Origin of the sequence: Streptomyces sp. NPDC053079, from assembly GCF_044546695.1 — a bacterium.
In the GTDB taxonomy this organism is placed as follows: Bacteria; Actinomycetota; Actinomycetes; order Streptomycetales; family Streptomycetaceae; genus Streptomyces.
This window is the reverse complement of record NZ_JBITZJ010000007.1, coordinates 360,384-383,057: the sequence shown is the minus strand read 5'-3', so window position 1 is coordinate 383,057 and position 22,674 is coordinate 360,384. Positions and strand designations below refer to the sequence as shown.

Here is a 22,674-nt window from a genome sequence, read left to right as displayed (position 1 = left end):
GAGGCCCCGGCCGTCCCCGGACCCCCAGACCACTGATGTAGAGCCCATACCTCGCTAGCGCGAGAGGGCACGAACCCTGAAAGAGGGATTGACGACAAGTGCTCGACGTCAACTTCTTCGACGAGCTGCGGATCGGCCTGGCGACCGCGGACGACATCCGAACCTGGTCCCACGGCGAGGTCAAGAAGCCGGAGACCATCAACTACCGCACCCTCAAGCCCGAAAAGGACGGACTCTTCTGCGAGAAGATCTTCGGTCCTACCAGGGACTGGGAGTGCTACTGCGGTAAGTACAAGCGTGTCCGCTTCAAGGGCATCATCTGTGAGCGCTGTGGCGTCGAGGTCACACGCGCCAAGGTGCGCCGTGAGCGGATGGGCCACATCGAGCTTGCCGCTCCCGTCACCCACATCTGGTACTTCAAGGGCGTCCCGTCGCGTCTGGGCTACCTGCTCGACCTCGCCCCGAAGGACCTCGAGAAGGTCATCTACTTCGCCGCCTACATGATCACGTGGGTGGACGAGGAGCGCCGCACGCGCGACCTGCCCTCGCTGGAGGCCCACGTCTCCGTCGAGCGCCAGCAGATCGAGCAGCGCCGTGACGCCGACCTCGAGGCCCGCGCCAAGAAGCTCGAGTCCGACCTGGCCGAGCTCGAGGCCGAGGGTGCCAAGGCCGACGTGCGCCGCAAGGTGCGCGAGGGCGCCGAGCGTGAGATGAAGCAGCTGCGCGACCGTGCGCAGCGCGAGATCGACCGCCTCGACGAGGTGTGGAGCCGCTTCAAGAACCTCAAGGTCCAGGACCTCGAGGGCGACGAGCTGCTCTACCGCGAGCTGCGTGACCGCTTCGGCACGTACTTCATGGGTGCGATGGGCGCCGCCGCGCTGCAGAAGCGCCTGGAGTCCTTCGACCTCGACGAGGAGGCCGAGCGCCTCCGCGAGATCATCCGGACCGGCAAGGGCCAGAAGAAGACCCGTGCGCTCAAGCGCCTCAAGGTCGTCTCCGCCTTCCTGCAGACCCGCAACAGCCCCAGCGGCATGGTGCTGGACTGCATCCCCGTGATCCCGCCGGACCTGCGTCCGATGGTGCAGCTGGACGGTGGCCGCTTCGCGACCTCCGACCTGAACGACCTGTACCGCCGTGTGATCAACCGCAACAACCGCCTCAAGCGTCTCCTTGACCTCGGTGCCCCCGAGATCATCGTGAACAACGAGAAGCGGATGCTGCAGGAGGCCGTCGACGCGCTGTTCGACAACGGCCGCCGTGGTCGCCCGGTCACCGGTCCCGGTAACCGCCCGCTGAAGTCCCTGAGCGACATGCTCAAGGGCAAGCAGGGTCGATTCCGTCAGAACCTGCTCGGTAAGCGTGTGGACTACTCCGCGCGTTCCGTCATCGTCGTCGGTCCGCAGCTGAAGCTGCACCAGTGCGGTCTGCCCAAGGCCATGGCGCTGGAGCTCTTCAAGCCGTTCGTGATGAAGCGCCTGGTCGACCTGAACCACGCGCAGAACATCAAGTCGGCCAAGCGCATGGTCGAGCGTGGCCGCACCGTCGTGTACGACGTCCTCGAAGAGGTCATCGCCGAGCACCCGGTGCTGCTGAACCGTGCGCCCACGCTGCACCGCCTCGGCATCCAGGCCTTCGAGCCGCAGCTGGTCGAGGGCAAGGCCATCCAGATCCACCCGCTCGTCTGCACCGCGTTCAACGCGGACTTCGACGGTGACCAGATGGCCGTCCACCTGCCGCTCTCCGCGGAGGCGCAGGCCGAGGCCCGCATCCTGATGCTGTCCTCGAACAACATCCTCAAGCCGGCCGACGGCCGTCCGGTCACCATGCCGACCCAGGACATGGTGCTCGGTCTGTTCTTCCTCACCACCGACGAGGAAGAGCGCAAGGTCATCGGTGAGGGCCGGTCCTTCGGCTCGGTCGCCGAGGCGATCATGGCGTTCGACGCCCGCGAGCTCTCGCTCCAGGCGAAGGTCGACATCCGCTTCCCGATCGGCACCGTCCCGCCGCGTGGCTGGACCCCGCCGGTCCGCGAAGAGGGCGAGCCGGAGTGGCAGCAGGGTGACTCGTTCCGCCTGCGCACCACCCTGGGCCGCGCGCTCTTCAACGAGCTGCTGCCCGAGGACTACCCGTTCGTCGACTACTCGGTGGGCAAGAAGCAGCTCTCCGAGATCGTCAACGACCTGGCCGAGCGCTACCCCAAGGTCATCGTGGCGGCGACGCTCGACAACCTGAAGGCGGCCGGCTTCCACTGGGCGACCCGTTCCGGCGTCACCGTGGCCATCTCCGACGTCGTCGTTCCCGAGGCGAAGAAGGAGATCGTCAAGGGCTACGAGGCGCAGGACGAGAAGGTCCAGAAGCAGTACGAGCGCGGTCTGATCACCAAGGACGAGCGCACGCAGGAGCTCATCGCGATCTGGACCAAGGCGACCAACGAGGTCGCCGAGGCGATGAACGCGAACTTCCCCAAGACGAACCCCATCTTCATGATGGTTGACTCGGGTGCCCGAGGAAACATGATGCAGATGAGGCAGATCGCCGGTATGCGTGGTCTGGTGTCGAACGCGAAGAACGAGACCATTCCGCGACCCATTAAGGCGTCGTTCCGTGAGGGTCTCTCCGTGCTGGAGTACTTCATCTCCACCCACGGTGCCCGTAAGGGTCTCGCGGACACCGCGCTCCGTACCGCCGACTCGGGTTACCTGACCCGTCGTCTCGTGGACGTCTCGCAGGACGTGATCATCCGCGAGGAGGACTGCGGCACCGACCGTGGCCTCAAGCTGGCGATCGCGACCAAGGGCGCCGACGGTGTCCTGCGCAAGACGGACGACGTCGAGACCAGCGTCTACGCCCGTATGCTCGCCGAGGACGTCGTCGTCGACGGCAAGGTCATCGCGCCTGCCAACGTCGACCTCGGTGACGTGCTCATCGAGCAGCTCGTCGCCCACGGCGTCGAGACGGTCAAGACCCGTTCGGTCCTCACCTGTGAGTCCGCGGTCGGCACCTGTGCCTTCTGCTACGGCCGCTCGCTGGCGACCGGCAAGCTGGTGGACATCGGTGAGGCGGTCGGCATCATCGCCGCCCAGTCCATCGGTGAGCCCGGTACCCAGCTGACGATGCGTACCTTCCACACCGGTGGTGTGGCCGGTGACGACATCACCCAGGGTCTGCCCCGTGTCGTCGAGCTCTTCGAAGCCCGTACGCCCAAGGGTGTCGCCCCGATCTCGGAGGCGGCCGGCCGCGTCCGCATCGAGGAGACCGAGAAGACCAAGAAGATCGTCGTCACTCCGGACGACGGCAGCGACGAGACGGCGTTCCCGATCTCGAAGCGTGCCCGTCTGCTGGTCAGCGAGGGCGAGCACGTCGAGGTGGGCCAGAAGCTCACCGTGGGTGCCACCAACCCGCACGACGTGCTGCGCATCCTCGGCCAGCGCGCGGTCCAGGTCCACCTGGTCGGCGAAGTCCAGAAGGTCTACAACTCGCAGGGTGTGTCGATCCACGACAAGCACATCGAGATCATCATCCGGCAGATGCTGCGCCGCGTGACGATCATCGAGTCCGGCGACGCGGAGCTGCTGCCGGGCGAGCTCGTGGAGCGCTCGCGCTTCGAGTCCGAGAACCGTCGTGTGGTCACCGAGGGCGGTCACCCCGCCTCCGGCCGTCCGCAGCTGATGGGTATCACCAAGGCCTCGCTCGCGACCGAGTCCTGGCTGTCGGCGGCGTCCTTCCAGGAGACGACCCGGGTTCTGACCGACGCGGCGATCAACGCCAAGTCGGACTCCCTGATCGGCCTCAAGGAGAACGTCATCATCGGTAAGCTCATCCCGGCCGGTACGGGTCTGTCCCGCTACCGCAACATCCGGGTGGAGCCCACCGAGGAGGCGAAGGCCGCGATGTACTCGGCCGTCGGTTACGACGACATCGACTACTCGCCCTTCGGCACCGGCTCCGGCCAGGCGGTTCCGCTGGAGGACTACGACTACGGTCCGTACAACCAGTAGTCGCAACGCAACGCTCGTCAGGGCGGTCACCCCATCCGGGGTGGCCGCCCTGCGGCGTTTCTAGCGGGAGGCGAGCTGGAGGGCCGCCACCACCACCCCGGCCAGCGCGGTCAGCGCGGCCACGCTCGCCAGGGGCCAGCGGTTGCGTTCCAGGGCGTCCAGGCGGGCCTCGTGGTCGGCCAGCTGCTTGTCGGTCTGGTCGCTGCGCTGGACGAGCAGCGCCAGCGATCCGTCGACCCGGGCGAAGCCGGCCTCCATGGTGCCGCGCAGCCGTTCCAGCTCCAGGGCGACGGTGGCGGGGGCGGTGCGGGCGGAGGCGTCGGATTCCCTCATGCGCGGCCCCGGTCGGTGGCGGGCGGCTGCGGGGGGCATCCGCCCGGCTGCCCGGTGCGCAGCCAGGTGGGGAGCAGGATCTGCACGGCGGGCACGGCCATGACGCGGGTGAGCGCGCCGGCCGCGGCCAGGGCCCCGGCGACCCAGGGGAGGGTCGCCGGGATGCCGGCCGCGTCGACGATCGCCGGGAGCACGACGGCGAGCGCGACGGCGGTCTGCAGGAGGGTGCGCAGGGTCCGTCGGGTGGCCTCGGACAAGGCGGGGTTCCTTTCGGGCGTGGGACGACGGTGCTTCATGAGACGCGGGGGACCCGCAGGGCGTCCCAGGAGGTGCGGCCGGGCCAGCCGTCGGCGTCGGAGCCGCCGAAGCCGAGCTTGCGCTGCCACAGGGCGTAGGAGGCCCGGTCCGCGTCGGTCCACTGGTCGCCGGGCCCCTGGGCGTAGGCGGAGCAGCCCTCCGCGACGAGGCGGCGGCCCATGGCGGCGACGAGGGGGGAGCGGGGCTCGCGGCGGAAGAAGCCGGCGCCGGGGAAGGGCTCGCAGCCGTTGCCGGCGGCCGGGACGTTCAGCTCCTGGCCCGGGTGGAGGAGGTCGGGGTCGGCGAGGTCGTTGAGGGAGAGGAGCTCGGCGGCGGTCGTGCCGTGGGACTCGGCGACGGCGAAGAGGGTGTCGCCGGCCTGGACGGTGTACGTCGCCCCGGTCTGCGGCGTGGCCGGCTCCTGTGCGGCCGGCTCCTGCGGGGCCGCACCGAGGCGGGAGGCGATGGCGGAGCGCAGGTCGGCCATCTCGAAGCCGACCGGGTCGATCTTGGTGGCCGTCCACTCCTTGTGACCGATGACGGACGCGGAGCTCCAGCCGTGCGCCCGGCACAGGGCGGCCGAGACGCGCTCGATGGCCTCCAGCTGGGCGGCGGGCCAGGGGTCGTCGCCGTCGCCGAGGTTGACGCACTCGAAGCCGTAGAAATGGGCGTTGCCGTCGGTGTCGTCGGACGTCGGGCGGGGCGGGGCGCTCTCGTCGACGACGGCGGCGAGCACGGAGCCGTCGCCGCTGCCGGCGTGGTTGGCGCGGCCGTTGCCGACGAGGTGGACGGTGCCGTCCTTGGCGATCACGCCGTGGCAGAGCGGGCCGGGGAGCTCCTCGTAGCCGTCGTAGCAGAGCTCGACGGACGAGGCGGTGCCGGAGGTCACGGTGTGGTGGATGATCACGCCGTTGACGGGGCCCCAGGCGCCCTTGTGGTTGCGGTTGTGCTCGCGCCAGTCACCGGTCTCGACGACGGTGACGCCCTCGGCCTCGAGGGCGGCGACGAACTGGTCTGCGGTCAGGGGAGTAGCCATGGCAGTCGCTCCAGACATGCGAGGGCCCCGGGCCTGGTCGGCCCGGGGCGCGGGTGGTGGGGGCGGGACGGGCGTCGCGCGGGTGCGCCGGGCTCAGGCCAGGGCGAACCAGTAGCGGGTGCTGAGCGCGATCGTGGCGCCGGCCCAGTCGACGTCGGCGGGTAGTGCCGTGTTGGCCTTCGTGGGCGACATGACCGTGCGGGGGACGGTTCCCGGGCGGCCGAACCGGCCCGGGACGTCGTAGCCGCCGTTGCCGGTCATGATCCGGGGCGCGTTCGAGGAGTTGGAGTAGTTGAGCAGCAGCGCGACGACGTAGATGCCGGGCTGGAGCGTCGCCGGTGCGCTCAGCGGCAGGAACGAGGTCATGCCGCCGATGTCGTGCGCCTCGGGGTAGACCATGCTGAGGTCGGCGCTCTGCCCGACGCGCTTGCCGGCGGCGTCGTAGAGGCCCGCGAACGATCCCGGCCCGATCCCGCCCGACGCACCGGAGTAGCCGAGCGTCTGGACGCAGATCTCCTTGACGGTGGCCTGCGAGCGGAGGATCACCGCGCCGTAGTAGATGCGCCCGCTCGCCGGGATGTCGCCGGGCGCCCCCGAGTTGATCGGGCTCTTGCCGTCGCCCAGCCCGGGGTCGAACGTCCAGGCGAGGAAGCCCAGGTCGGACGGTGCCCAGTCGCCGGAGCGTGCCGCGGCGTCGACGTAGGACTTGCGGACGAGGTGCTCCGGGGCGGTCGGGTCGACCGTGGCGGACGGCGCGGTGGTGAAGGTCTTCGCGCCCTCGACGGTCTGCGCGCCCGAGAGCAGGACCGACCGGCCGGCGGGCTCCGCGCGGACGTCGGCGGCGGTGAGGTTCACGACGCCGCTGTAGCCGTTGACGGACCGTACGCCCGCGGCGCGCTCGTCGAGCGTGACCGTGGTGCCGTCGGGCTTGCGGTAGGCCAGGAGGCCGCCGTTGGCGTACAGCACGATGCCGTCGACGGGCTTGCCCGTGGGCACGGCGGTGACGTTCTTCATGCCGAGCACGGCCTGGCCGCCCGCGCTGTCGACGGCGGTGGCGCCGATCTGCACGTTCCCGGTGAAGCGGGCGTCGGCGGTGGCCACGAGGCCGCCGGTGGAGTCGACCCGGACGCGGCTGGCGCCCGTGGTGTCCTGGACGTCCAGGGCGGCGCCGTTGCCGTCGCCGCGGACGGTGAACGTGCCGGTCACCGTGCCCCCGGTGACCGGCACGGCGCCCACGTCCTTGGCGGCGAGCCGGATCTCGGCCTCGGTGCGGCCGTTGACGGAGCGCACCGGCCCCGGGGCGCCGGCGGGGCCCGCCGGCCCGGGCGGGCCGGGGAGACCGGCGACCGGGACGTAGTCGGGGGTGCCGGGGTCACTGGGGGCGGTGTCGGCCAGGTCCACCTTCGGTCGCGCGGCCGGCAGCAGGATCTTGTACGGGGCGCGGGCGGGCAGGCCCGACAGCTTCTCCGTGACGGTGTAGGCCCAGTTCGTGGGGTTCATGCCCGGCGTGTCGGTGGCGGGCAGCGTGACGCTGATCCGCCCGTCGGCGTCCGGGGAGACGGTGATGGGGCCGCCGAGCATGACGTCGCTCTCGCTGTGGGTGAGCAGCGGGGGCGGTTCGAAGGTGACGCTGCCCGCGAGCGCGTGCCCGTCGGTGGACAGGTAGCGGGCCGTCACGGTGACGGTGGGTATGGCACTGGGGAGCACGAACGTGCCTTTCTTCGCTCGGGGGGTACGTGTCCGTGGGTTCTAGGAGGGGCCGCCGTACAGGGCGCGGGGAGAGACCCACACGGTGCTGTTGGCGCCGGACGCGCGGGCCTGGATCTTGAACGTGACGTGGCTGTCGTAGTCCGCGCCGATGTACTCGTTGAATTCGAGCGGGCCGTTCTTCGCCGTCGGGCCGATCTGCCGGTCGTTGACCAGCAGGCGCACCTCGCCGCCCGTGGTGGCGGCGATCAGGCAGTAGAGCCTCGGGTGCTGGACGATGGCGTTGCCGTTGTACAGGGTCGTCCAGCTGGTGGAACCGGTGGATTCCCACCTGCTGATGTTCTCGGGAGTGGGCAGCGGATAGGGGATGTACGGCTTGGCCAGGCCGAAGTTCTTGGCGTCCTCGGCGAAGATGACGTTGCCCTTGGCGTCCCACATCCGGATGGGCTGGACGGGCAGCTCCTTGGGGTCGCCGGTCCAGACGGAGAGCGCGACGGTGCCGTCGTCGCGCCGGACGACGAAGCCCTGCTGGTACGGGCCGCCCTCCCGGTCCGGCAGCACCCGCCCGATGTAGGCGAGGTCCTTGCCCTCGGGTGTGCGCACGGTCAGCGAGCCGCCGTCGCCGATGACGACCCGGCCGCCCTGGATCTCGTCCATCTTGGGGCGGGTGTTGGCGCTGCCCATCAGTGCGCGGACCTGTCGTTCCAGGTCGCGGATGCGGTCGAGGATGTCGAGGGGGATGGCGGCCATCACAGTCCTTCCAGGTAGAGCTTGGCGGTCTCGGCTTTCGCGCGCTCGGGCGGCGACACGGTCATGCCGACGACCCGGTAGCGGGCGTCGAGTCCTTCCGGGTGCCACAGGTCGGTGATGCGCAGCCGGACCGTGGCGCCGATGAGCGCGGGCGACATCCGGCCGTCGATCCGGACGGTGGCTTCGGGGATGAGCTGCGGGCGCCGGGAGCGGGCGAGTTCGGCGTCGGCCAGGCTGTTGAGCGTGGCCCGGTCGCTGATCGAGCTGTGGTCGGAGGTGCCTTCGAGCCGTGGCCAGCCGGCGCTCAGGTCCTCGATCGAGACCTTCCGCTCCGACATCGTCGGCACGGAGTCCGCGACCTGGTTGCGGTTGGCCGAATCGCCGCGGGCCACCCACACGTTGGACTGCAAGGTCGCGTCGCTCGGCAGGCTGTACGACAGCAGGGGACCGGGCCGGTCCAGGACGATGTCCTGGGAGCCGACGCGGATCCTCGGGTGGCCGAGCTGGAGGCGTTTGACGCGCCGCGCGCTGACGGGGTCGCGGTAGCAGTGGACCCGCCACTCGAAGCCGTCCCGCTGGGCGGCGAGGCCGTCGAGGATCTCGCGGACCCGGGCGACGTCCGTGTAGGCGTAGTTCTGGGTCCGCCGGACGCCCGAGACCTCGGTCCCGTACTCGATGCCGAGGTCGCCGCCGGGCTGTGCCTGGATGTGGTCGAAGAGGCCGCGGACGATGTCGAACTGGTCGACGTCCTTGCTCTCGAAGCCGCTCGACAGGATCCGGTGGTCGAGGTACGAGTCGAAGGTCCCGGCCTGGATCTCGGCCGTCATCCGCCCCTGCTCGTCGCCGGAGGGCGTGCAGGTCCAGAGGATGCCGCCCCACCAGATCTCGCCGCCGCGCTCCAGCCAGACCGCGGTGCGGCCGGGCTGGAGCGCGGCCCGGGCCCGCTGGGTGAGGGCCGGGTCCGGCAGGGGCACCGTGGCGCGCAGCGATCCGGTCTTGCCGATGTAGTCGTCGAACTCGACGCCGGTCAGCGGCAGGGCGTCGACGACCTGATCGGTGCGCAGATCGCAGAACAGGGCGCGGTAGGCGGGCCGGGGGGCCGCCGTCATGCGCTCGCCTCGTAGAAGCCGGTCACGGTGAACCAGTTGTCGGCGACGACGATCTCCGGCCAGTCGCCGTCGACCCAGCCGCCGTCGGGCTGGCCGCTTGCCTTGTTGGCGGACCAGCGGCCGGCGGTGCCGTTGGCGTGCCGGTTGGCCTCCACGTAGCAGCTGCCGTGGTAGTAGCCGGAGGCGAGACGGAACTTGAGGTCGCCCGGGATGCTGGGGCCGGTCGGCCGGACCGGCAGGGAGAGCCACCAGTTGCCGTTCTTGCCGGTGCCTCCCCAGTTCGTGGTCGAGCCGATCCTGAGCGTCGCGGTGAAGTGCACGATCGCCCCGTCGTGCAGGTACCTGCCGGTGAGCGAGCCGTTCCCGACGGACGGCTTCGGGCCGTTCTCGGCGCCCCACTCCGGCGTGTAGTCCCGCCAGCCCGGCCGGGGCTCCGGGTACGGCTTCCACTGGGTGCCGTTCCAGCGCTCCAGGCCCGTGCCGGTGTCGCGGTACTGCCCGACGTAGCCGCCGGGGAAGTTCTGGCCCCAGCCGCGCGGGATGATGCCGCCGACGGCGACGGTGGCCCGGCGCCGGTCGCGGACGCCGTCCCAGTTGATGCCGCCCTTGCCGGCCGAGGCTCCGGCGGGGACGGTGACCTCGGCCAGGGCGATGGCCGCGCGGGGCGTCGCGGGCGCGGCGGGATTGGCGCCCGGCACGCCCTGGACGATCTCGACGGCAGCCTCGGTGCGGTTGGAGGTGTCCTGCTGGGCGTCGTAGACGCGCAGCACGACCAGGTCCACGCGGGGATTGTTCGGATCGCCGTCGGCGAAGGTGAGGGGGACGTAGTCGGTGACCACGACCGGGTAGGAACCGGCCGGCTCGGTGCCCTGCACGACGGCGCGGCCCGGGGTGACCTTGCCCGTCATGCCCTGGTCGCCGGAGACGTACAGGCCGTCCAGGGCGCGCAGGCCGCCCTGGGCGCCGGGGATCACGCCGTCCCGGGTGGCGAGCACGCCCTCCGGGGCCATGGTGCCGAGCGGGGAGAGCCGGGTGTCGACGCGGGACTGGCCCCCGCCGGCGTCGGTGCGGTTGAGCAGCCAAGCGCTGCGGACGTTGTTCATCTCGTCCTCCGAGGAAGGTGGTGGGGAAAGGCGGCGGGTCGGTGGATCACCAGTGGGCGTCGCGCCAGCGGACGGTCACCGAGGCGCGCGGATCGGTCGAGTCGGGGCCGGCGCGGAAGGCCAGCGAGGTGTCGCCCGGCTCCAGCTCGAACAGCTGCTCGGGAGTGGAGCGGGAGGTGGCGGTGTAGAGCCGGGACGCGGTGCCGTTGAGCAGGACCGTTCCGTCCGTGGTGTCGACGGTCAGCACGTCGGCCTCGGCGAGCTGGATGTCGTACTCCAGCTGCCGTCCGTCGCCGAGCCGGGTGAGGGACGGGAGACCGACCGGGCCGCGGAACTCGATCACGGGGCTGACGGGGGCGTCGCCCGCGTTCACCGCCGTGATCACTCCGGTGCTGCCGGCGGCGCCCCACTCCAGGGGCCATGCCAGGCCGCCGTCCGGTTCCCACAGCAGGCCGGGCTCGGAGGCGGGGAGGGGCGTTCGGCCCTGCTGTTCGACGACGCCGAGACGGCGGGGGTCGGTGGACAGCCACTGGAGGGAGACGGACGCGATGCCGTGGGTGAGGTACATGCGGTCCGTAGGGACGACGCGGCGGTCGACGCGCGCCCGGCAGGCGAGGGTCTCGCCGTGCAGGCGCACGGCGAGCCACTGCTCGCCGCTGTGCAGGGCCGTGGCGGCGCGGAACGCCTGGGCGACGGCCCGGGCCTGGTCGGGGCGGTCGGGCAGCAGCCAGACGGTCGCCGAGACCGTCCGCGGCCTGGCCCAGTGGGCGCCGGGCCAGGAGCCGTGCCGGTCGGGCTTGGGCACGTCCGCCGAGTCCAGCTCCGGCAGGTCGTCCCAGCCGGTCAGGCCCTTGGCGTCGATCTGGTAGGGCGTACCGGGACCCATGAGGAGCCCGGCCCACTCGATCTGCCCGTCCTGGGTGATCTGTGAGCCGGGGGGAGCGGTCGCGGGGTCGGGTTGTATCGCAGTGGGCATGGGTGGGCCTCACCTCCGTGTGTATGTGTCCGCCTGCGCGGCTGTGCGCCGGACCGGCTTGTCAGTGCGCCGGACTCCCCGCCGTCCGTGCGTGGGCTCCGGCGAGGAAGAGCAGGTCCGAGGCGATGGCGTGGGCACCGCGGCCCTCGGGCTCGCGGTAGGTGCCGATGCGGGCCGCCGCCGGCGCGGGGGCGGTGCGCCGGGCGGCCTCGGCCGTACGGGCCAGCAACCGGTCGAGCTGCGGCATGGGCAGGACCGCCTCGGCCTCGCCGGCCTCGGCGAGGATCACGGGGACGCCGCCGTCGCGGGGGCTGACGACGCCTCCTTCGGCGAGCATCGGGATCTTCGCGAGATCGACCCCGAAGTGCTTGCCGAGGATGCTGAAGCTGAGGCTGTTGAGGCCGTCGATGACCCAGTTGGCGAAGGCGATGAGCCCGTTGAGGGGGCCCTTGACGACGCCGGTGACCATCTGGAATCCGGTCTTGAGGAAGTCGCCCATGCCGTGGAGCGCCTTCTCCATGGCGGAGTCGACCTTGCGGAAGCCGCCGGGGACGTCCTTGGTGACCCAGGTGACCACCGGCTTGATGACGCTCTCGACGCCCTTCCAGACGCCCTTGACCGCGGCGAGGTAACCGGTGACCACCGGGACGATGACGGTCAGGGCGGTGGTGACGTACGTCTCGACGAGGCCGAAGACCGTCTCCATGACCTGCCGGCCGAGCTCCGACTCCAGGGCGAAGTCGATGAGCTCGGTGGCGAACGGGGTGAGGAGGGAGATGACGAGGACGAAGGGGTTCGTCTTCATCACGAGGTTGACGACCGTCATGATGCCGCTGGCGAGTTTGAGTTTGCCGCCGAGGATCGCGGTGAACTTGCCGAGGATTCCAGCGGACTTGCCGGTGCGGGTGAGGGGCGTGCCGGAGGCGGCGGCCTGGCGGTTGACGTTCTTCAGCAGCCGCGCGGACTGCTGGGCGCCGGTCTTCGTCCTGAGCAGTCCGGTGTGGGCGGTGCCGGCCTGCTTGCCGACGGCCAGGGCGGCGCGTCCGGCGGCCCCGGCGTTCGTACCGAACCGCTTGGCCTCCTTGCCGGCCCGGCCGGCGGACGTCCTGATGCGGTCGGCGGCCCGGGCGGCGTTCCTGGCCCCGGTCTGGACGGAACGGACGGAGCGGGCCGCCTGACCGAGCGCCGAGCCGAAGGTGCGGAACGCGACGGCGGAGTCGGCGAGCGGGTTTCTCGGGATTCCGGGGAGTGTTGCTGCGGCGGCGGCCATGCGGAGTTCCTCCTTCTGGTCGGTGGGCCTAGCCGCGGGCCTTCGCGAGGAACATCAGCGCCCGGGCGGTGTCCCGCGGGGTGGAGGACGGGGTGGCGTAGTAGTTCTCGATGTGGAACCCGGCGGCCGCGCCGCCGGTGCCGCCGGCGCCGGCCGCTTGGAGCCGCGCCTCGACCGCGGTGCGGGTCAGCAGCCGGTCGAGCTTCGACAGCGGCATGACCGCCTCGTGCTGGCCCGCCTCGGCGACGATCGCCGGCACGCCGCCGCTGCGGGGGGCGACGATGCCGCCCTCCGCGAGCATCGGGATGCGCGGGATGCTGACGCCGAAGGTCTTGCCGCCGACGAGGGGGACCCAGCCGGGGATGGAGACCTTGATGCCGTTCAGGGCACCGATCGCCGAGTTGATCAGGCTGATGACGGCGTTGAGCGGGGACTTGACGGCCGAGAGGATGCCGTCGAACACGCCTCCGGCGAAGGACGACAGACCGCTCCAGGCGCTGGACAGGGCGTCCTTGACGGTGTTGAACGCACCGGGGATCGCGGAGCCGATCCACAGGGCGATCGGCAGGATGGCGGCCTTGATGCCGTCCCACACCTTGGAAATGATCTTGCCCGTGGTCTTCATCAGCGGGCCGATGGCCTTCATGACGGTGTCGACGACCTTGCCGATGACGTCGAAGGCGACCTTCATGACCTTCTGCATGGCCTTCGACTTGGACGCCATGGTGACGACCTTCTCGATGAGCGGCGCGAAGAGCTCGAGCAACATCCCGATGACGTTGCCCTTCATGGACTTGTTGAGCCCCTTGAACCCGCCGTCGGCCTTCTTCAGCCCGCCCTGGAACTTCCCCATGGACGTGCCGCCCTTGCCGGCCTCCTTGCCGGCCTTCGCCACGGACCGGGCCGCCTGGTCGGCAGCGGTCTTCATGCCCTTGAGCTCGCGGGCGGACTGCTGGGCGGAGCTCTTGATCCTGCCGACGCTGGTGTTGGCGGTCCCGGCCTGACGGCCGAGCGTGCCGGCGGCTCTGCCGGCGGCGTCGATGTTGGTTCGGAAGGTACGGGCGGAGCCGCCGGCGCGACCGAGGGCTTGGGCTAGCGACATGGTTAAGAACCTCCTGCCAGTTCTCCGCTGAGGCGCGAAGCGGCCTGCGACAATCCATTGACTTCGCCCCGGACGCGCGAAATGGTCTGCGACATCCTCTTGAGCTCCCCGTTCTCGTCGTCGCGGAGTTTCTTGTGGCCTGCCTTCTTCGACTCGTCCGTGGCGTTTACTGTTTTAAGGGTCTGCTGTGCCTTATCGGCCTTGCCCTGGAGTCTCTCCAGTCGTTCAATTCGTTTTTTGATCTGCTTCGTGAGATAACTGGAGTCGCCGGCCGAGTTCTCCTTGGCCCTCACCAGGCGTCTGAGTTCGACGACCTCGGATTCATATTTTCCGAGCCTCTTGTTCAGCAGCTTCTCGGCCGTGTCGGCCTTCGCCTTGTCATCCCGGGCGTGCGGCCAGGTCACTTTCTGTTTACCGAAGAGGACGATTCCCTTCTCGTCCACCTTGAGGCCGGTGAAATCGAGCTTCACGGCGGTGGCGCCGACGGCCGCCAGGCCCATGGCGAGTTTCAGATGGTCCACGCCGATGCTGAGGCCGTTGACCTTCGCCTTTACCTGGTCTCCGTCTTCCTTGGAGAAATAAAGCCGCCCGAGGTCGTTGAGCCACCCCGGGACGGCATCCCCCGGCGAGGGGAGAGTCGGGTCTTTAGCTGCGCACATCTTGATCCTTTTTATGCAAGCCGGATCGCAGCGGTGGGCTGTTCCTGGGGATTTCTGCGATGTATGCTGATCTTGGTCTTCTGTGTGTGACGAGCGGGTGGGGGTCCGTGGTGTTAGTCATCGCGATCATCGGAGTGGGGCTTTTCAGTCCCGTTCCATTTTTCGTGGCATTCGTTGTCGTTCCCCGTCGCCGTGGGAAGAGATTGAGGCGAGTGGGAATCCGGGTGCCGGGGGAGTGTGTCAGGATTTCGTGGGACGAAAATGCGTCGATATCGACGATAAAATACGCCGCATGTGACGGCCGGAAATATATCCACCGCACGATTCCCAACTATTCGATGCCCATCGAGCCCGGGAGCGAGGTGGAAATCGTCTACGATCCCGACAGGCCGTCGAGGGCGCGAGTGGCGGAATGGCTCGACGGCGAACCCGGGCAGCGCTTCACGACCCGGGCGATGCTCGTCATCGAGGGGATCTTCCTCGTCCCTCAGGTGCTGTGGATCTATGTGATCCTCTACAACCTCTTCTGAACCGTTCGCAGGTCGATTCGCGACCTGGTCATGCGAAGAAGCGTGCAAGCTGGTCCGGCGTCGGACGTTCACGGTCGTCCTGTCCGCCGTCGGGTTCGGCCCCGTCGGTTTCCGGCCCGGTGGCCGTCGGGTTCGGCCTGATGACCGGCTCCGGGTAGTCCAGCGGCTCCGCGTCCTCGCCGCCGTTGATCGTCGCCGTCATCCAGTTGGCGACGGCCGCGTGGTCGACCAGTGCCGCCAGCAGATGCGTGGACGCGTCCCATTCCACGGCCTCGCCGTGCAGGTCGCGATTGACCGCGCTGTCCCGCGGCATGTGTTTCACCAGCACCGCGAGCCGTCGCGAGGACAGCGACCCCCGGTGCCAGTCCAGCAGGTCGACGCCGAAGTGCCGCAGCAGATCGGCCTCCAGAGCCTCGGCGTGTTCTTCGACGAACGCGTCGAGGCTCAGTCTTCCCCCAGGCCGAGCCCGGTCTCCTGGCCGTACGCCTCCAGGATCGCGGCGATGTCCTGCATCGTCAGGTCGTGCTCGACCAGGCGCGCGAACTGCTCCTCGCCCAGCAGCAGCCCCAGCAGACCGTCCACGTCGCTGTCGTCCAGCCCCCGCAGCGCGCGAGCCGTGCGGTGACCGATCTCGGTGGGGAGTTCGAAGGTGTCGCCGTCCAGTTGGAAGGACCAGGAGGCGCCGTGGGCCTCCAGGCGCTGGGCGCGGGCCGCGTTGACGTCGAATGCGGGCATGCTGTTGCTCCTTGCGGAAGAAGTGAAGGGAAGGGTGCGGCGCCGCCCCGGGCGGGGCGGGAAGCGGGGCGGCGCCGCCATTCAGGTGGTCGGAGGGGAGGGCGGGGCCTACTTGGCCGCGCCCGGCGCGAACGCCTTGTCCTTCATCAGCCACGTCGCCAGCGGAGCGCCCGGCTTCGGGGCCATCGCCGTGAAGGTCACGCCCAGCTTCACCGCACCCTTGCGGTTCAGGTCCACGTCGTCGCTGACCGTGACCAGGCCGCGCGGGACGACGAAGCGGTAGCGGATCTCGGCGCCGTCGCTGAACTCGACGCCCAGCGCGCGCTCGTCCTCGCCCTGGTCGCTCTGGATCTCGTACTTGAACAGGCCCGAGTTCGGGGCCGTCTCGACGACCTCGCCGCCGCCGAAGAAGAACGGCAGCGTGTCCTCGTTGAGCTGCAGCATGCCGAACTTCAGCGTCAGCTCGCGCTCGGTGTAGATCGTGCGGGCCGGCGTCAGGGACTGCCAGGTGTCGATGTTGGCGGTCTTGCCCTTGCGGCCGAACTTCACGCCGTCGGTGCTGGTGTAGCCCAGGTCGTGCCAGGCGGCGCCCCACTCGGTGGCGGTGTCGGCGGGGGCGTCGGTGCCGACCTTGGCGATGAGGATGCGGCCGGTGCCGGCGACGCGGATCTCGCTCGGGTTCATTCCGGGCATGGGGGTTCTCCTTGATCAGGGGTAGGGCGAAGGCCCCGCCGGGCTCCGGCAGGGCCTGCGAAGAAGGGGTGCGGAGCGGGCGCGGGAGGGCCGCCCGTTCACGCCGGGCGGAGCGAGAGGCGGACCGTGGTGAGGTAGCGGTTCGCGGCGGGCCGGTTGTAGTCCGGCAGCCAGCGCACCGCCTCGGTCTCGACGACGTCGGTGACGAGGGCCGTGCCGTAGGCGGTGCCGCGCAGCTGCAGCAGTGCCGCGCGCACGGCGAGCGAGACGGAATGGGCCGCCGTCTTGTCCGGGCCGTAGACCTCCAACTCGACCAGGGGCGTATCGAGGTGCAGGTCGTCGACCCAGGCGCCACCGGTCCGGGAGACCAGCACCACCTTCTGGGTGCCGTCGAAGCCGCTCGGCGGACGGTTGTCGACGACCACCCCCGTCAGCTCCGGCCGGTACTTGAGGTTGTCGACGATGAGCCGTTCCACGTCCGGGAACGAGAGCAGGGCCGCGTTCACACGGACTCCTTACCGGGGCCAGTAGTTGGCCTGGACCTCGGCGTAGGTGAGCTTGCCGTCGGTGTCGCCGTTGATGATTTCGACGGTCCACACGACGCGGTTGCCCGGGTCGCAGACGGCGCCGGCGCGGGTCTGGTTGATGTAGGTGTTGCCGGTGGTCGCGGCGTGCTCCTCGATGGGGCCTTCCTTGACCGTCTCGCCCTTGCCGTTGATCTCGAGGAAGCGGGTCTGGATGACGATGCCCGGGGCGACGCCGGTCAGCGTGGCCGCGGCGAGGGCGATGTAGTCGGAGTGGCCGGTGATGAAGGCGGCGCCGCCCTTGTCGGGGTGCTGGTCGCCGCCGTCGGAGTACTCGTCCTCGAACGAGATCTGGGTGGGGGTGTTGCGCTTGATGGTCAGGTCGGTCTTGCGGGCGAGGCTCACGCGCTTCGGCGGGTCGTCGTCGAGGCCGAGCTTGTTGACGAGCTCGACGACGATCTTGGCCGCGGTCTCCTCGTGCTGGGCGTAGGCCGTCGGGAATCCGCTGCGCTGGACCTCCTGGGCGACCTGGTAGAGCTGCGTCGACGTGAGGTAGTCGGAGCCGAACCTGCCCGGGCAGTCCGCCTTCATCACGGAGAAGAACTTCCAGGCCGCGTAGTGCGGGTTGAGGATCTGCTCGCGCGTGCCCCAGCCCTGGGAGGGGCGCTGCTGGAAGAGGCCGAGGCTGTCCCGGTCCCCGTAATCGATGTTGCGCAGGCCGGATTCCTGGATGGCGGTGGCTATGCCGATGACCGCGCCGCGGAAACCGACGCCGATCTTCACCGCCTCTTCGAGGATGGTCTGGGCGTGCCCCTTGTTCTCGGCCGAGAAGGGCCAATCCTTCTGGGCGTAGGTGAGTTTGTACGGCAGGAGGTCGTTGAGGGTGACCATGTCGTGTCCTTCCGGGTGGCAAATGCGAGAAGGGGGCGCCCCCGCATGTCGGGACATGCGGGGGCGCCCCCTGGCTATGCGCGTTATTCAGTTATCGAGGGAGCCCCGCGGGCTTATCGCGGCCAGTAGTTGGCCTGGACCTCGGCGTAGGTGAGCTTGCCGTCGGTGTCGCCGTTGATGATTTCGACGGTCCACACGACGCGGTTGCCCGGGTCGCAGACGGCGCCGGCGCGGGTCTGGTTGATGTAGGTGTTGCCGGTGGTCGCGGCGTGCTCCTCGATGGGGCCTTCCTTGACCGTCTCGCCCTTGCCGTTGATCTCGAGGAAGCGGGTCTGGATGACGATGCCCGGGGCGACGCCGGTCAGCGTGGCCGCGGCGAGGGCGATGTAGTCGGAGTGGCCGGTGATGAAGGCGGCGCCGCCCTTGTCGGGGTGCTGGTCGCCGCCGTCGGAGTACTCGTCCTCGAACGAGATCTGGGTGGGGGTGTTGCGCTTGATGGTCAGGTCGGTCTTGCGGGCGAGGCTCACGCGCTTCGGCATGTCGTCATCTTCCTTGTAGTTGGGGTGGCCGTATCCGTAAATACGGGTGGAGCTGCGGTTGATTACCCGGCGGTAGACGCCGTCGCCATTGGACGAACCGTCGTCGTTGGTGTTTCCGCCGATGGTGGTGATGTGGGTGTCGGTGAACGACTCGACTATCTCGACGTGGTCCTGGCCCGACGTGCCGTAGAACACGATCGCGCCGACCGACGGGGTGTGGTTCCAGCGGTCGCGGGCCTGGTAGTAGCTCACGCCGTCCGGGCACCAGGCGAACTTCGGGATGATGTCGGTGTTGTCCGACATCGCGGCGCAGTACGAAATGAAAATTGCGCACCACGGCTCGTTGTTCAGGCCGTACCAACGGCCGAACTTGTTGTCGTTGTTCGAGCCCTCTTTGTAGCCGATGTGCTTGGCGGCCTCGTCAAGCATGGACTTAGCGGTATTGGCCATATCGATAAATGCCCCCTTCCGAAAAGGGTGGGTGGATGGGAAACCGACGGTGAGCGCCGAGGGAAGGTCGGGGCCACGCGAACGGCCCCCCGCCCGGAGGGGCGGGGGGCCGTCGTCATGTGGCGCATCGGTTGCGGTCGCTCAACGCCAAGCGGCGGACACCGCGCCCTTGTTGTGGGCACAGCTCCGCCGCTGCATCTATTGTGAACGAGATCGTGCGAGCGCGCAACTAGAAGTTTCGAGCCCGCAATCAGAGGGTGTCCGTCCACCGCCCCCTGAGGCGACTAGGTGTCAGGACCACGGGATAGATTAATGGGCGATCACGCACACTCCCGGGTATCTCACGACAGATGCGCCGGAGATGGTGCGGAGGGGTAAACGAGTCGGCGAAGAGCACCGGGGGGCGGCATGGGTGAGCGGTTCATGATGCGTAAAGGAGCCGCGCGGTGAGCGGGCACAGCGAGCGGCTCACCGATGTCGTGGCCGCCACCGTGGAGGTCGCCGCCGAGTCCGGGCTCTCCGGAGCCTTCAGCGACGAGGTCGCCCGGGCCCTGACGGCCGTCGTGGGGAAGATAGCCACCAAGGTCGTCGCCGACGCCGAGATCGGCGGGTTCGTCAGTGGCTGGCAGGAGGCGGTCGACGCCATGGGGGAGAAGCGCAAGAGCACGATGGGCGCGCAGGTCTACCGCATGCCGTCCAGCGGTGTCGACGTCTGACCGCACACGCACAGGTGCCCCGTGGCCGGACCGGCCACGGGGCACATCTTTATATAGGGGTCTGTACAGAAGGGGTCAGGCGTCGTCGCGGCGCAGCTCGTGCGCCCGGCGCGTGGCGCGCTCGGCGGCGAAGACGTCCTCCAGGCGGAAGAGGTGCGCCCGGCCGCGCCGGCCCGCCGGCGTCAGATGGCCCAGCTGGACCCACTTGCGGACGGTGTCGGGGACCACGGCCGTCTCCTGGGCGGCCAGTGCCGTCGTCACCAGAGTCATCGGGACATCCTTCGGTTCACGCTCTCACAGGTGGTCTCGCCGCGCTCGTCGTAGGCGCCCTCGTCCTGGGCCGCGGCCATCTCCGCCAGGTCCCCCTCCGTCGCCTCCGCGAGCCCGCGCCACTGCGGGCGGGCCCACGCGTGGCGGTGCCGGGCGTCCGAGTGGCAGGCGCAGGCGGGGTCCGCGCAGCGGCAGCCGGGGTTCACGCACAGCACGGTCTCGCGATGCGGGAAGACGCGCAGGGAGACGGAGTCGCAGTGCGGACAGCGGCCGCGCACGCGCACCGGCGTCTCGGCGTCGCCCAGGGCGAGCGAGCAGCGGCGGGCCATGCGGCGGGCCTCGGCGCGTACGTGCTCGGCCAGGACCGGGTCGTCGCCGATGCGGTCCAGCCCCGCGATCAGCCGGGTCAGGCGCTGCTCCACCGTGCCGCGCGGCGGGCGCGGCAGCCGCAGCTTGTCGCAGACGGCCTCCTCCAGCTCCACCACGCCGTCGGTGAGGTCGCGGATGGTGTCGGAGATGAAGAGGCGGATGGGCGCGGAGGGCGCGGTCCGGGGGGCGCGGCCGGTGTTCATGGCGGGGCGGGCGGTGCGGCTGGGGGCGAGCTCGCGGCCCAGTTCCGGGAACTGGCGGAGCAGGATGCCCAGCCACACGGCTGCGCGGTCGGGGCGGTTCGCGGTGGTCATGGCTGCTCCAAAAGGGTGTCGGGGGCCTGCTGCGGGTCGGCCGGCGCCTCGGGCAGCCGGGCCTCCCTGCCGTTGCGCCACAGCCGGCCCGCGCACACCCCGTCGAACCAGCTCTCGCGCGGTGCGACGGTCTCCAGGCAGGAGCGGCTCACGGTGCAGACGGCGCAGGCCCGCAGGGCGGGCAGCGCGGCCTTGGGGCGGCGGGCGAAGACGGCCTCGTCCGGCAGGCCGATGCAGGCGGCGCGGGTGCGCCAGTCGGCGGAGCGGCGGGCGTCGGTGGGGTGCGGGTAGGCGGAGACGGGTGCGCGGAGCGCGGATGCGGGCATGGGCGGATCGGGGTCCCTCTCGGGCACGGGGCTGGGGCGCGGGCGAATGGGCGGTACGGGGTTGCGGAGGCCCCGGAGCGTGGCGTGCGACCGCCCGGCCGGGAGGGACCGGTTGTTGCGGCAGCGCAATGAACACTAGCCAGCTTGCGTGCGAGAGCGCAACAAAAGCCTCCGCGCGCATCACCTGTCACAAGAAAAAGCCCTAGTCAATCGGTCGTAAGGAGTGAGTTTGGCCGCGTGGGGTGGCAAGTTGCGCCCCCGCACAGCATTCTGGTCATTGCGTGCGCGAACGGACGGTAGGGTTTCTGCGGCGGAGGGAGCAGTGCTATGGGCGAAAAAGGCTCGGAGATGGAGCGGTTCGCGGGCTGGGTCGAGACTCTGATGCGCGAGCGCGGGTACGACATCGACAGTCCGCGCGGCGGAGGCAGGTCGCGACTGGCGGAGGACGCCGGGGTCCACCGGGCGGCGGTGACGCGGCTGCTGCAGCGGCAGAGCCTGCCCGACCTGGAGACCATGCGCGCCCTGGCGCGCGTGCTCGGCGTGTCGCTGCGGGACATGCTGATCGAGTCCGGCAAGGTGACGGCGGACGACCTGCCGCTGCCGGGCGCGGCGCGCGCGGCGGACCGCGGCCCCGGCCGGACGACCCCGGCCGAAGCGGCCGAACTGCTGGGCATTCCCGACAGCCACCGCCGGCAGTTCGTCGAGATGACTGAAATGATCATGGCCGTCAGCGGGGCCCGGCCGGAGGACCCGCGCAGCACCCATCGGGGTGTATCCGCCGGGCGCTAGGCCCGGCGGCCGGCCCTGTGGCGGGCCCCGCGAGGCCGCTCTGATCTGCGACATATCCAGCACATCGGGGTGTCCTCCGCGTGTGCATTTGTTTTGACCGCAGCCCATGCGGTAGGTACGCTCTGACCTTGTGCCTGGGGTGTCCCTGGGCTCTTGCGCGTGCCTTCAGACCGCGCGGGAGGCCCGGAACCGGGCGGTTTCGGCCGCTCCGGAGACACTGAAATCTGCACCAATCCGCCATCGGCGGGGGTCTGCAGCCTTCGACACACCCGACCGCGTGGGTCGGTGGTAGCTCCCAGGTTAGTTTTATCGTGATCGGCACACAGAAACCGGAGAAACGGTGCCTACGATCCAGCAGCTGGTCCGGAAGGGCCGGCAGGACAAGGTCGAGAAGAACAAGACGCCCGCACTCGAGGGTTCGCCCCAGCGCCGCGGCGTCTGCACGCGTGTTTTCACGACCACCCCGAAGAAGCCGAACTCGGCGCTCCGTAAGGTCGCGCGTGTGCGTCTGACCTCCGGCATCGAGGTCACCGCTTACATTCCGGGTGAGGGCCACAACCTGCAGGAGCACTCCATCGTGCTCGTGCGCGGCGGCCGTGTGAAGGACCTGCCGGGTGTTCGCTACAAGATCATCCGCGGCTCCCTCGACACGCAGGGCGTCAAGAACCGTAAGCAGGCTCGCAGCCGCTACGGCGCCAAGAAGGAGAAGTAAGAATGCCTCGTAAGGGCCCCGCCCCGAAGCGCCCGGTCATCATCGACCCGGTTTACGGCTCCCCTCTGGTGACGTCGCTCATCAACAAGATCCTCCTGCACGGCAAGCGCTCCACCGCCGAGCGCATCGTGTACGGCGCCATGGAGGGTCTGCGCGAGAAGACCGGTAACGACCCGGTCATCACCCTCAAGCGCGCTCTCGAGAACGTGAAGCCGGCTCTCGAGGTCAAGTCCCGCCGCGTCGGTGGCGCCACCTACCAGGTGCCGGTCGAGGTCCGTCCGGGCCGCGCCTCCACCCTGGCGCTGCGCTGGCTGGTCGGTTACTCCCGCGCCCGTCGCGAGAAGACCATGACCGAGCGCCTCATGAACGAGCTGCTGGACGCCTCGAACGGTCTCGGCGCCTCGGTCAAGAAGCGTGAGGACACGCACAAGATGGCCGAGTCCAACAAGGCCTTCGCGCACTACCGCTGGTAGTCG

At 69.8% G+C, this 22,674-nt stretch carries 26 protein-coding genes; 6 read left to right on the top strand and 20 right to left on the bottom strand.

The annotated features are described in order from the left end of the window. Window positions 1–98 precede the first annotated feature (98 nt). Entirely contained in the window at window positions 99–3,998 is a 3,900-nt protein-coding gene (locus ACIGXW_RS27040) for a DNA-directed RNA polymerase subunit beta' (protein ID WP_071961690.1), read from the top strand. Window positions 3,999–4,058: 60 nt separating this feature from the next. Here the strand turns inward: ACIGXW_RS27040 and ACIGXW_RS27035 are convergent, their stop codons facing one another. From ACIGXW_RS27035 to ACIGXW_RS26985, 11 genes are all read right to left on the bottom strand, one after another. Then, window positions 4,059–4,331, bottom strand: a complete 273-nt coding sequence (locus ACIGXW_RS27035; RefSeq protein WP_399575349.1) for a hypothetical protein — start codon at window positions 4,329–4,331, stop codon at window positions 4,059–4,061. Continuing rightward, window positions 4,328–4,588, bottom strand: coding sequence for a hypothetical protein (locus tag ACIGXW_RS27030; RefSeq protein ID WP_399575348.1), 261 nt, complete (start codon window positions 4,586–4,588; stop codon window positions 4,328–4,330). The genes ACIGXW_RS27035 and ACIGXW_RS27030 overlap by 4 nt, the downstream gene beginning before the upstream one ends. A 35-nt stretch (window positions 4,589–4,623) precedes the next feature. Beyond that, window positions 4,624–5,664, bottom strand: coding sequence for a peptidoglycan-binding protein (locus tag ACIGXW_RS27025; RefSeq protein WP_399575347.1), 1,041 nt, complete (start codon window positions 5,662–5,664; stop codon window positions 4,624–4,626). Window positions 5,665–5,757: 93 nt separating this feature from the next. Next, the gene (locus ACIGXW_RS27020; RefSeq protein ID WP_399575346.1) at window positions 5,758–7,371 is read right to left on the bottom strand and encodes a phage tail protein; all 1,614 of its coding nucleotides are present in this window, start codon (window positions 7,369–7,371) and stop codon (window positions 5,758–5,760) included. Window positions 7,372–7,413: 42 nt separating this feature from the next. Beyond that, window positions 7,414–8,121: a hypothetical protein gene (locus tag ACIGXW_RS27015; protein WP_399575345.1), complete on the bottom strand. Its 708-nt coding sequence runs from the start codon at window positions 8,119–8,121 to the stop codon at window positions 7,414–7,416. Beyond that, window positions 8,121–9,230: a hypothetical protein gene (locus tag ACIGXW_RS27010; RefSeq protein ID WP_399575344.1), complete on the bottom strand. Its 1,110-nt coding sequence runs from the start codon at window positions 9,228–9,230 to the stop codon at window positions 8,121–8,123. Before ACIGXW_RS27010 ends, ACIGXW_RS27015 begins: the two co-directional genes overlap by 1 nt. Next, window positions 9,227–10,333, bottom strand: a complete 1,107-nt coding sequence (locus ACIGXW_RS27005; RefSeq protein WP_399575343.1) for a hypothetical protein — start codon at window positions 10,331–10,333, stop codon at window positions 9,227–9,229. The genes ACIGXW_RS27010 and ACIGXW_RS27005 overlap by 4 nt, the downstream gene beginning before the upstream one ends. Before the next feature lie 46 nt (window positions 10,334–10,379). Beyond that, window positions 10,380–11,309 carry a phage distal tail protein gene (locus tag ACIGXW_RS27000; RefSeq protein ID WP_399575342.1) on the bottom strand — a complete coding sequence of 310 codons (930 nt, stop codon included), beginning with the start codon at window positions 11,307–11,309 and terminating at the stop codon, window positions 10,380–10,382. A 61-nt stretch (window positions 11,310–11,370) separates the two neighbouring features. Continuing rightward, on the bottom strand, window positions 11,371–12,579 hold the full coding sequence (locus ACIGXW_RS26995) for a hypothetical protein (RefSeq protein ID WP_399575341.1): 1,209 nt from the start codon (window positions 12,577–12,579) through the stop codon (window positions 11,371–11,373). Window positions 12,580–12,607: 28 nt separating this feature from the next. Beyond that, window positions 12,608–13,681 (bottom strand): phage tail protein, encoded by a 1,074-nt coding sequence (locus ACIGXW_RS26990; RefSeq protein ID WP_399575340.1) that lies wholly within the window; start codon window positions 13,679–13,681, stop codon window positions 12,608–12,610. A gap of 2 nt (window positions 13,682–13,683) precedes the next feature. Then, the gene (locus ACIGXW_RS26985) at window positions 13,684–14,340 is read right to left on the bottom strand and encodes a hypothetical protein (protein WP_399575339.1); all 657 of its coding nucleotides are present in this window, start codon (window positions 14,338–14,340) and stop codon (window positions 13,684–13,686) included. A 59-nt stretch (window positions 14,341–14,399) separates the two neighbouring features. Here ACIGXW_RS26985 and ACIGXW_RS26980 point away from each other — a divergent pair, with 59 nt between their 5' ends. Then, entirely contained in the window at window positions 14,400–14,870 is a 471-nt protein-coding gene (locus ACIGXW_RS26980) for a DUF3592 domain-containing protein (protein WP_399575338.1), read from the top strand. Window positions 14,871–14,898: 28 nt separating this feature from the next. Here the strand turns inward: ACIGXW_RS26980 and ACIGXW_RS26975 are convergent, their stop codons facing one another. The 6 genes from ACIGXW_RS26975 to ACIGXW_RS26950 form a co-directional block, all read right to left on the bottom strand. Continuing rightward, complete coding sequence (locus ACIGXW_RS26975) at window positions 14,899–15,183, bottom strand: hypothetical protein (protein WP_399575337.1); 285 nt, start codon at window positions 15,181–15,183, stop codon at window positions 14,899–14,901. 131 nt (window positions 15,184–15,314) lie between these two features. After that, complete coding sequence (locus tag ACIGXW_RS26970; RefSeq protein ID WP_399575336.1) at window positions 15,315–15,605, bottom strand: hypothetical protein; 291 nt, start codon at window positions 15,603–15,605, stop codon at window positions 15,315–15,317. A gap of 108 nt (window positions 15,606–15,713) precedes the next feature. Beyond that, the gene (locus ACIGXW_RS26965; RefSeq protein WP_399575335.1) at window positions 15,714–16,298 is read right to left on the bottom strand and encodes a phage tail protein; all 585 of its coding nucleotides are present in this window, start codon (window positions 16,296–16,298) and stop codon (window positions 15,714–15,716) included. A gap of 98 nt (window positions 16,299–16,396) precedes the next feature. Next, complete coding sequence (locus ACIGXW_RS26960) at window positions 16,397–16,804, bottom strand: hypothetical protein (protein WP_399575334.1); 408 nt, start codon at window positions 16,802–16,804, stop codon at window positions 16,397–16,399. A 9-nt stretch (window positions 16,805–16,813) separates the two neighbouring features. Beyond that, window positions 16,814–17,713 (bottom strand): hypothetical protein, encoded by a 900-nt coding sequence (locus ACIGXW_RS26955; protein ID WP_399575333.1) that lies wholly within the window; start codon window positions 17,711–17,713, stop codon window positions 16,814–16,816. A gap of 113 nt (window positions 17,714–17,826) precedes the next feature. Further along, a complete protein-coding gene (locus ACIGXW_RS26950; protein WP_399575332.1) occupies window positions 17,827–18,702 on the bottom strand; it encodes a CHAP domain-containing protein in 876 nt (291 codons plus the stop codon). A gap of 446 nt (window positions 18,703–19,148) precedes the next feature. Here ACIGXW_RS26950 and ACIGXW_RS26945 point away from each other — a divergent pair, with 446 nt between their 5' ends. After that, window positions 19,149–19,418 carry a hypothetical protein gene (locus ACIGXW_RS26945; RefSeq protein ID WP_399575331.1) on the top strand — a complete coding sequence of 90 codons (270 nt, stop codon included), beginning with the start codon at window positions 19,149–19,151 and terminating at the stop codon, window positions 19,416–19,418. Between the two features lie 75 nt (window positions 19,419–19,493). Here ACIGXW_RS26945 and ACIGXW_RS26940 read toward each other — a convergent pair whose 3' ends face one another. Genes ACIGXW_RS26940 through ACIGXW_RS26930 form a run of 3 tightly spaced genes read right to left on the bottom strand, consistent with a single transcriptional unit; the run spans window position 19,494 to window position 20,697 of the window. Further along, entirely contained in the window at window positions 19,494–19,688 is a 195-nt protein-coding gene (locus ACIGXW_RS26940; protein ID WP_071961692.1) for a hypothetical protein, read from the bottom strand. Then, window positions 19,685–20,371, bottom strand: a complete 687-nt coding sequence (locus ACIGXW_RS26935) for a hypothetical protein (protein WP_399575330.1) — start codon at window positions 20,369–20,371, stop codon at window positions 19,685–19,687. The genes ACIGXW_RS26940 and ACIGXW_RS26935 overlap by 4 nt, the downstream gene beginning before the upstream one ends. Beyond that, on the bottom strand, window positions 20,368–20,697 hold the full coding sequence (locus ACIGXW_RS26930; RefSeq protein WP_399575329.1) for a hypothetical protein: 330 nt from the start codon (window positions 20,695–20,697) through the stop codon (window positions 20,368–20,370). Before ACIGXW_RS26930 ends, ACIGXW_RS26935 begins: the two co-directional genes overlap by 4 nt. Window positions 20,698–21,024: 327 nt before the next feature. On the opposite strand from ACIGXW_RS26930, the gene ACIGXW_RS26925 reads away from it, so the two are divergent. The 3 genes from ACIGXW_RS26925 to rpsG all read left to right on the top strand — a co-directional run bounded on the left by ACIGXW_RS26925 (window position 21,025) and on the right by rpsG (window position 22,671). Beyond that, window positions 21,025–21,486: a helix-turn-helix transcriptional regulator gene (locus ACIGXW_RS26925; protein WP_399575328.1), complete on the top strand. Its 462-nt coding sequence runs from the start codon at window positions 21,025–21,027 to the stop codon at window positions 21,484–21,486. A 340-nt stretch (window positions 21,487–21,826) separates the two neighbouring features. Continuing rightward, window positions 21,827–22,198: a 30S ribosomal protein S12 gene (gene rpsL / locus ACIGXW_RS26920; RefSeq protein WP_003948652.1), complete on the top strand. Its 372-nt coding sequence runs from the start codon at window positions 21,827–21,829 to the stop codon at window positions 22,196–22,198. Between the two features lie 2 nt (window positions 22,199–22,200). Continuing rightward, window positions 22,201–22,671, top strand: a complete 471-nt coding sequence (gene rpsG, locus ACIGXW_RS26915; RefSeq protein ID WP_004950419.1) for a 30S ribosomal protein S7 — start codon at window positions 22,201–22,203, stop codon at window positions 22,669–22,671. The last annotated feature ends 3 nt before the right edge of the window (window positions 22,672–22,674 follow it).

Coding starts and splice junctions, on each gene's coding strand:
- ACIGXW_RS27035 (WP_399575349.1), bottom strand. CDS start 4,331: ATGAGGGAATCCGACGCCTCCGCCCGCACCGCCCCCGCCACCGTCGCC.
- ACIGXW_RS27025 (WP_399575347.1), bottom strand. CDS start 5,664: ATGGCTACTCCCCTGACCGCAGACCAGTTCGTCGCCGCCCTCGAGGCC.
- ACIGXW_RS27015 (WP_399575345.1), bottom strand. CDS start 8,121: ATGGCCGCCATCCCCCTCGACATCCTCGACCGCATCCGCGACCTGGAA.
- ACIGXW_RS27010 (WP_399575344.1), bottom strand. CDS start 9,230: ATGACGGCGGCCCCCCGGCCCGCCTACCGCGCCCTGTTCTGCGATCTG.
- ACIGXW_RS27005 (WP_399575343.1), bottom strand. CDS start 10,333: ATGAACAACGTCCGCAGCGCTTGGCTGCTCAACCGCACCGACGCCGGC.
- ACIGXW_RS27000 (WP_399575342.1), bottom strand. CDS start 11,309: ATGCCCACTGCGATACAACCCGACCCCGCGACCGCTCCCCCCGGCTCA.
- ACIGXW_RS26995 (WP_399575341.1), bottom strand. CDS start 12,579: ATGGCCGCCGCCGCAGCAACACTCCCCGGAATCCCGAGAAACCCGCTC.
- ACIGXW_RS26990 (WP_399575340.1), bottom strand. CDS start 13,681: ATGTCGCTAGCCCAAGCCCTCGGTCGCGCCGGCGGCTCCGCCCGTACC.
- ACIGXW_RS26985 (WP_399575339.1), bottom strand. CDS start 14,340: ATGTGCGCAGCTAAAGACCCGACTCTCCCCTCGCCGGGGGATGCCGTC.
- ACIGXW_RS26980 (WP_399575338.1), top strand. CDS start 14,400: ATGTATGCTGATCTTGGTCTTCTGTGTGTGACGAGCGGGTGGGGGTCC.
- ACIGXW_RS26975 (WP_399575337.1), bottom strand. CDS start 15,183: ATGCCGCGGGACAGCGCGGTCAATCGCGACCTGCACGGCGAGGCCGTG.
- ACIGXW_RS26970 (WP_399575336.1), bottom strand. CDS start 15,605: ATGCCCGCATTCGACGTCAACGCGGCCCGCGCCCAGCGCCTGGAGGCC.
- ACIGXW_RS26965 (WP_399575335.1), bottom strand. CDS start 16,298: ATGCCCGGAATGAACCCGAGCGAGATCCGCGTCGCCGGCACCGGCCGC.
- ACIGXW_RS26955 (WP_399575333.1), bottom strand. CDS start 17,713: ATGGTCACCCTCAACGACCTCCTGCCGTACAAACTCACCTACGCCCAG.
- ACIGXW_RS26950 (WP_399575332.1), bottom strand. CDS start 18,702: ATGGCCAATACCGCTAAGTCCATGCTTGACGAGGCCGCCAAGCACATC.
- ACIGXW_RS26940 (WP_071961692.1), bottom strand. CDS start 19,688: ATGACTCTGGTGACGACGGCACTGGCCGCCCAGGAGACGGCCGTGGTC.
- ACIGXW_RS26935 (WP_399575330.1), bottom strand. CDS start 20,371: ATGACCACCGCGAACCGCCCCGACCGCGCAGCCGTGTGGCTGGGCATC.
- ACIGXW_RS26930 (WP_399575329.1), bottom strand. CDS start 20,697: ATGCCCGCATCCGCGCTCCGCGCACCCGTCTCCGCCTACCCGCACCCC.
- ACIGXW_RS26925 (WP_399575328.1), top strand. CDS start 21,025: ATGGGCGAAAAAGGCTCGGAGATGGAGCGGTTCGCGGGCTGGGTCGAG.
- rpsG (WP_004950419.1), top strand. CDS start 22,201: ATGCCTCGTAAGGGCCCCGCCCCGAAGCGCCCGGTCATCATCGACCCG.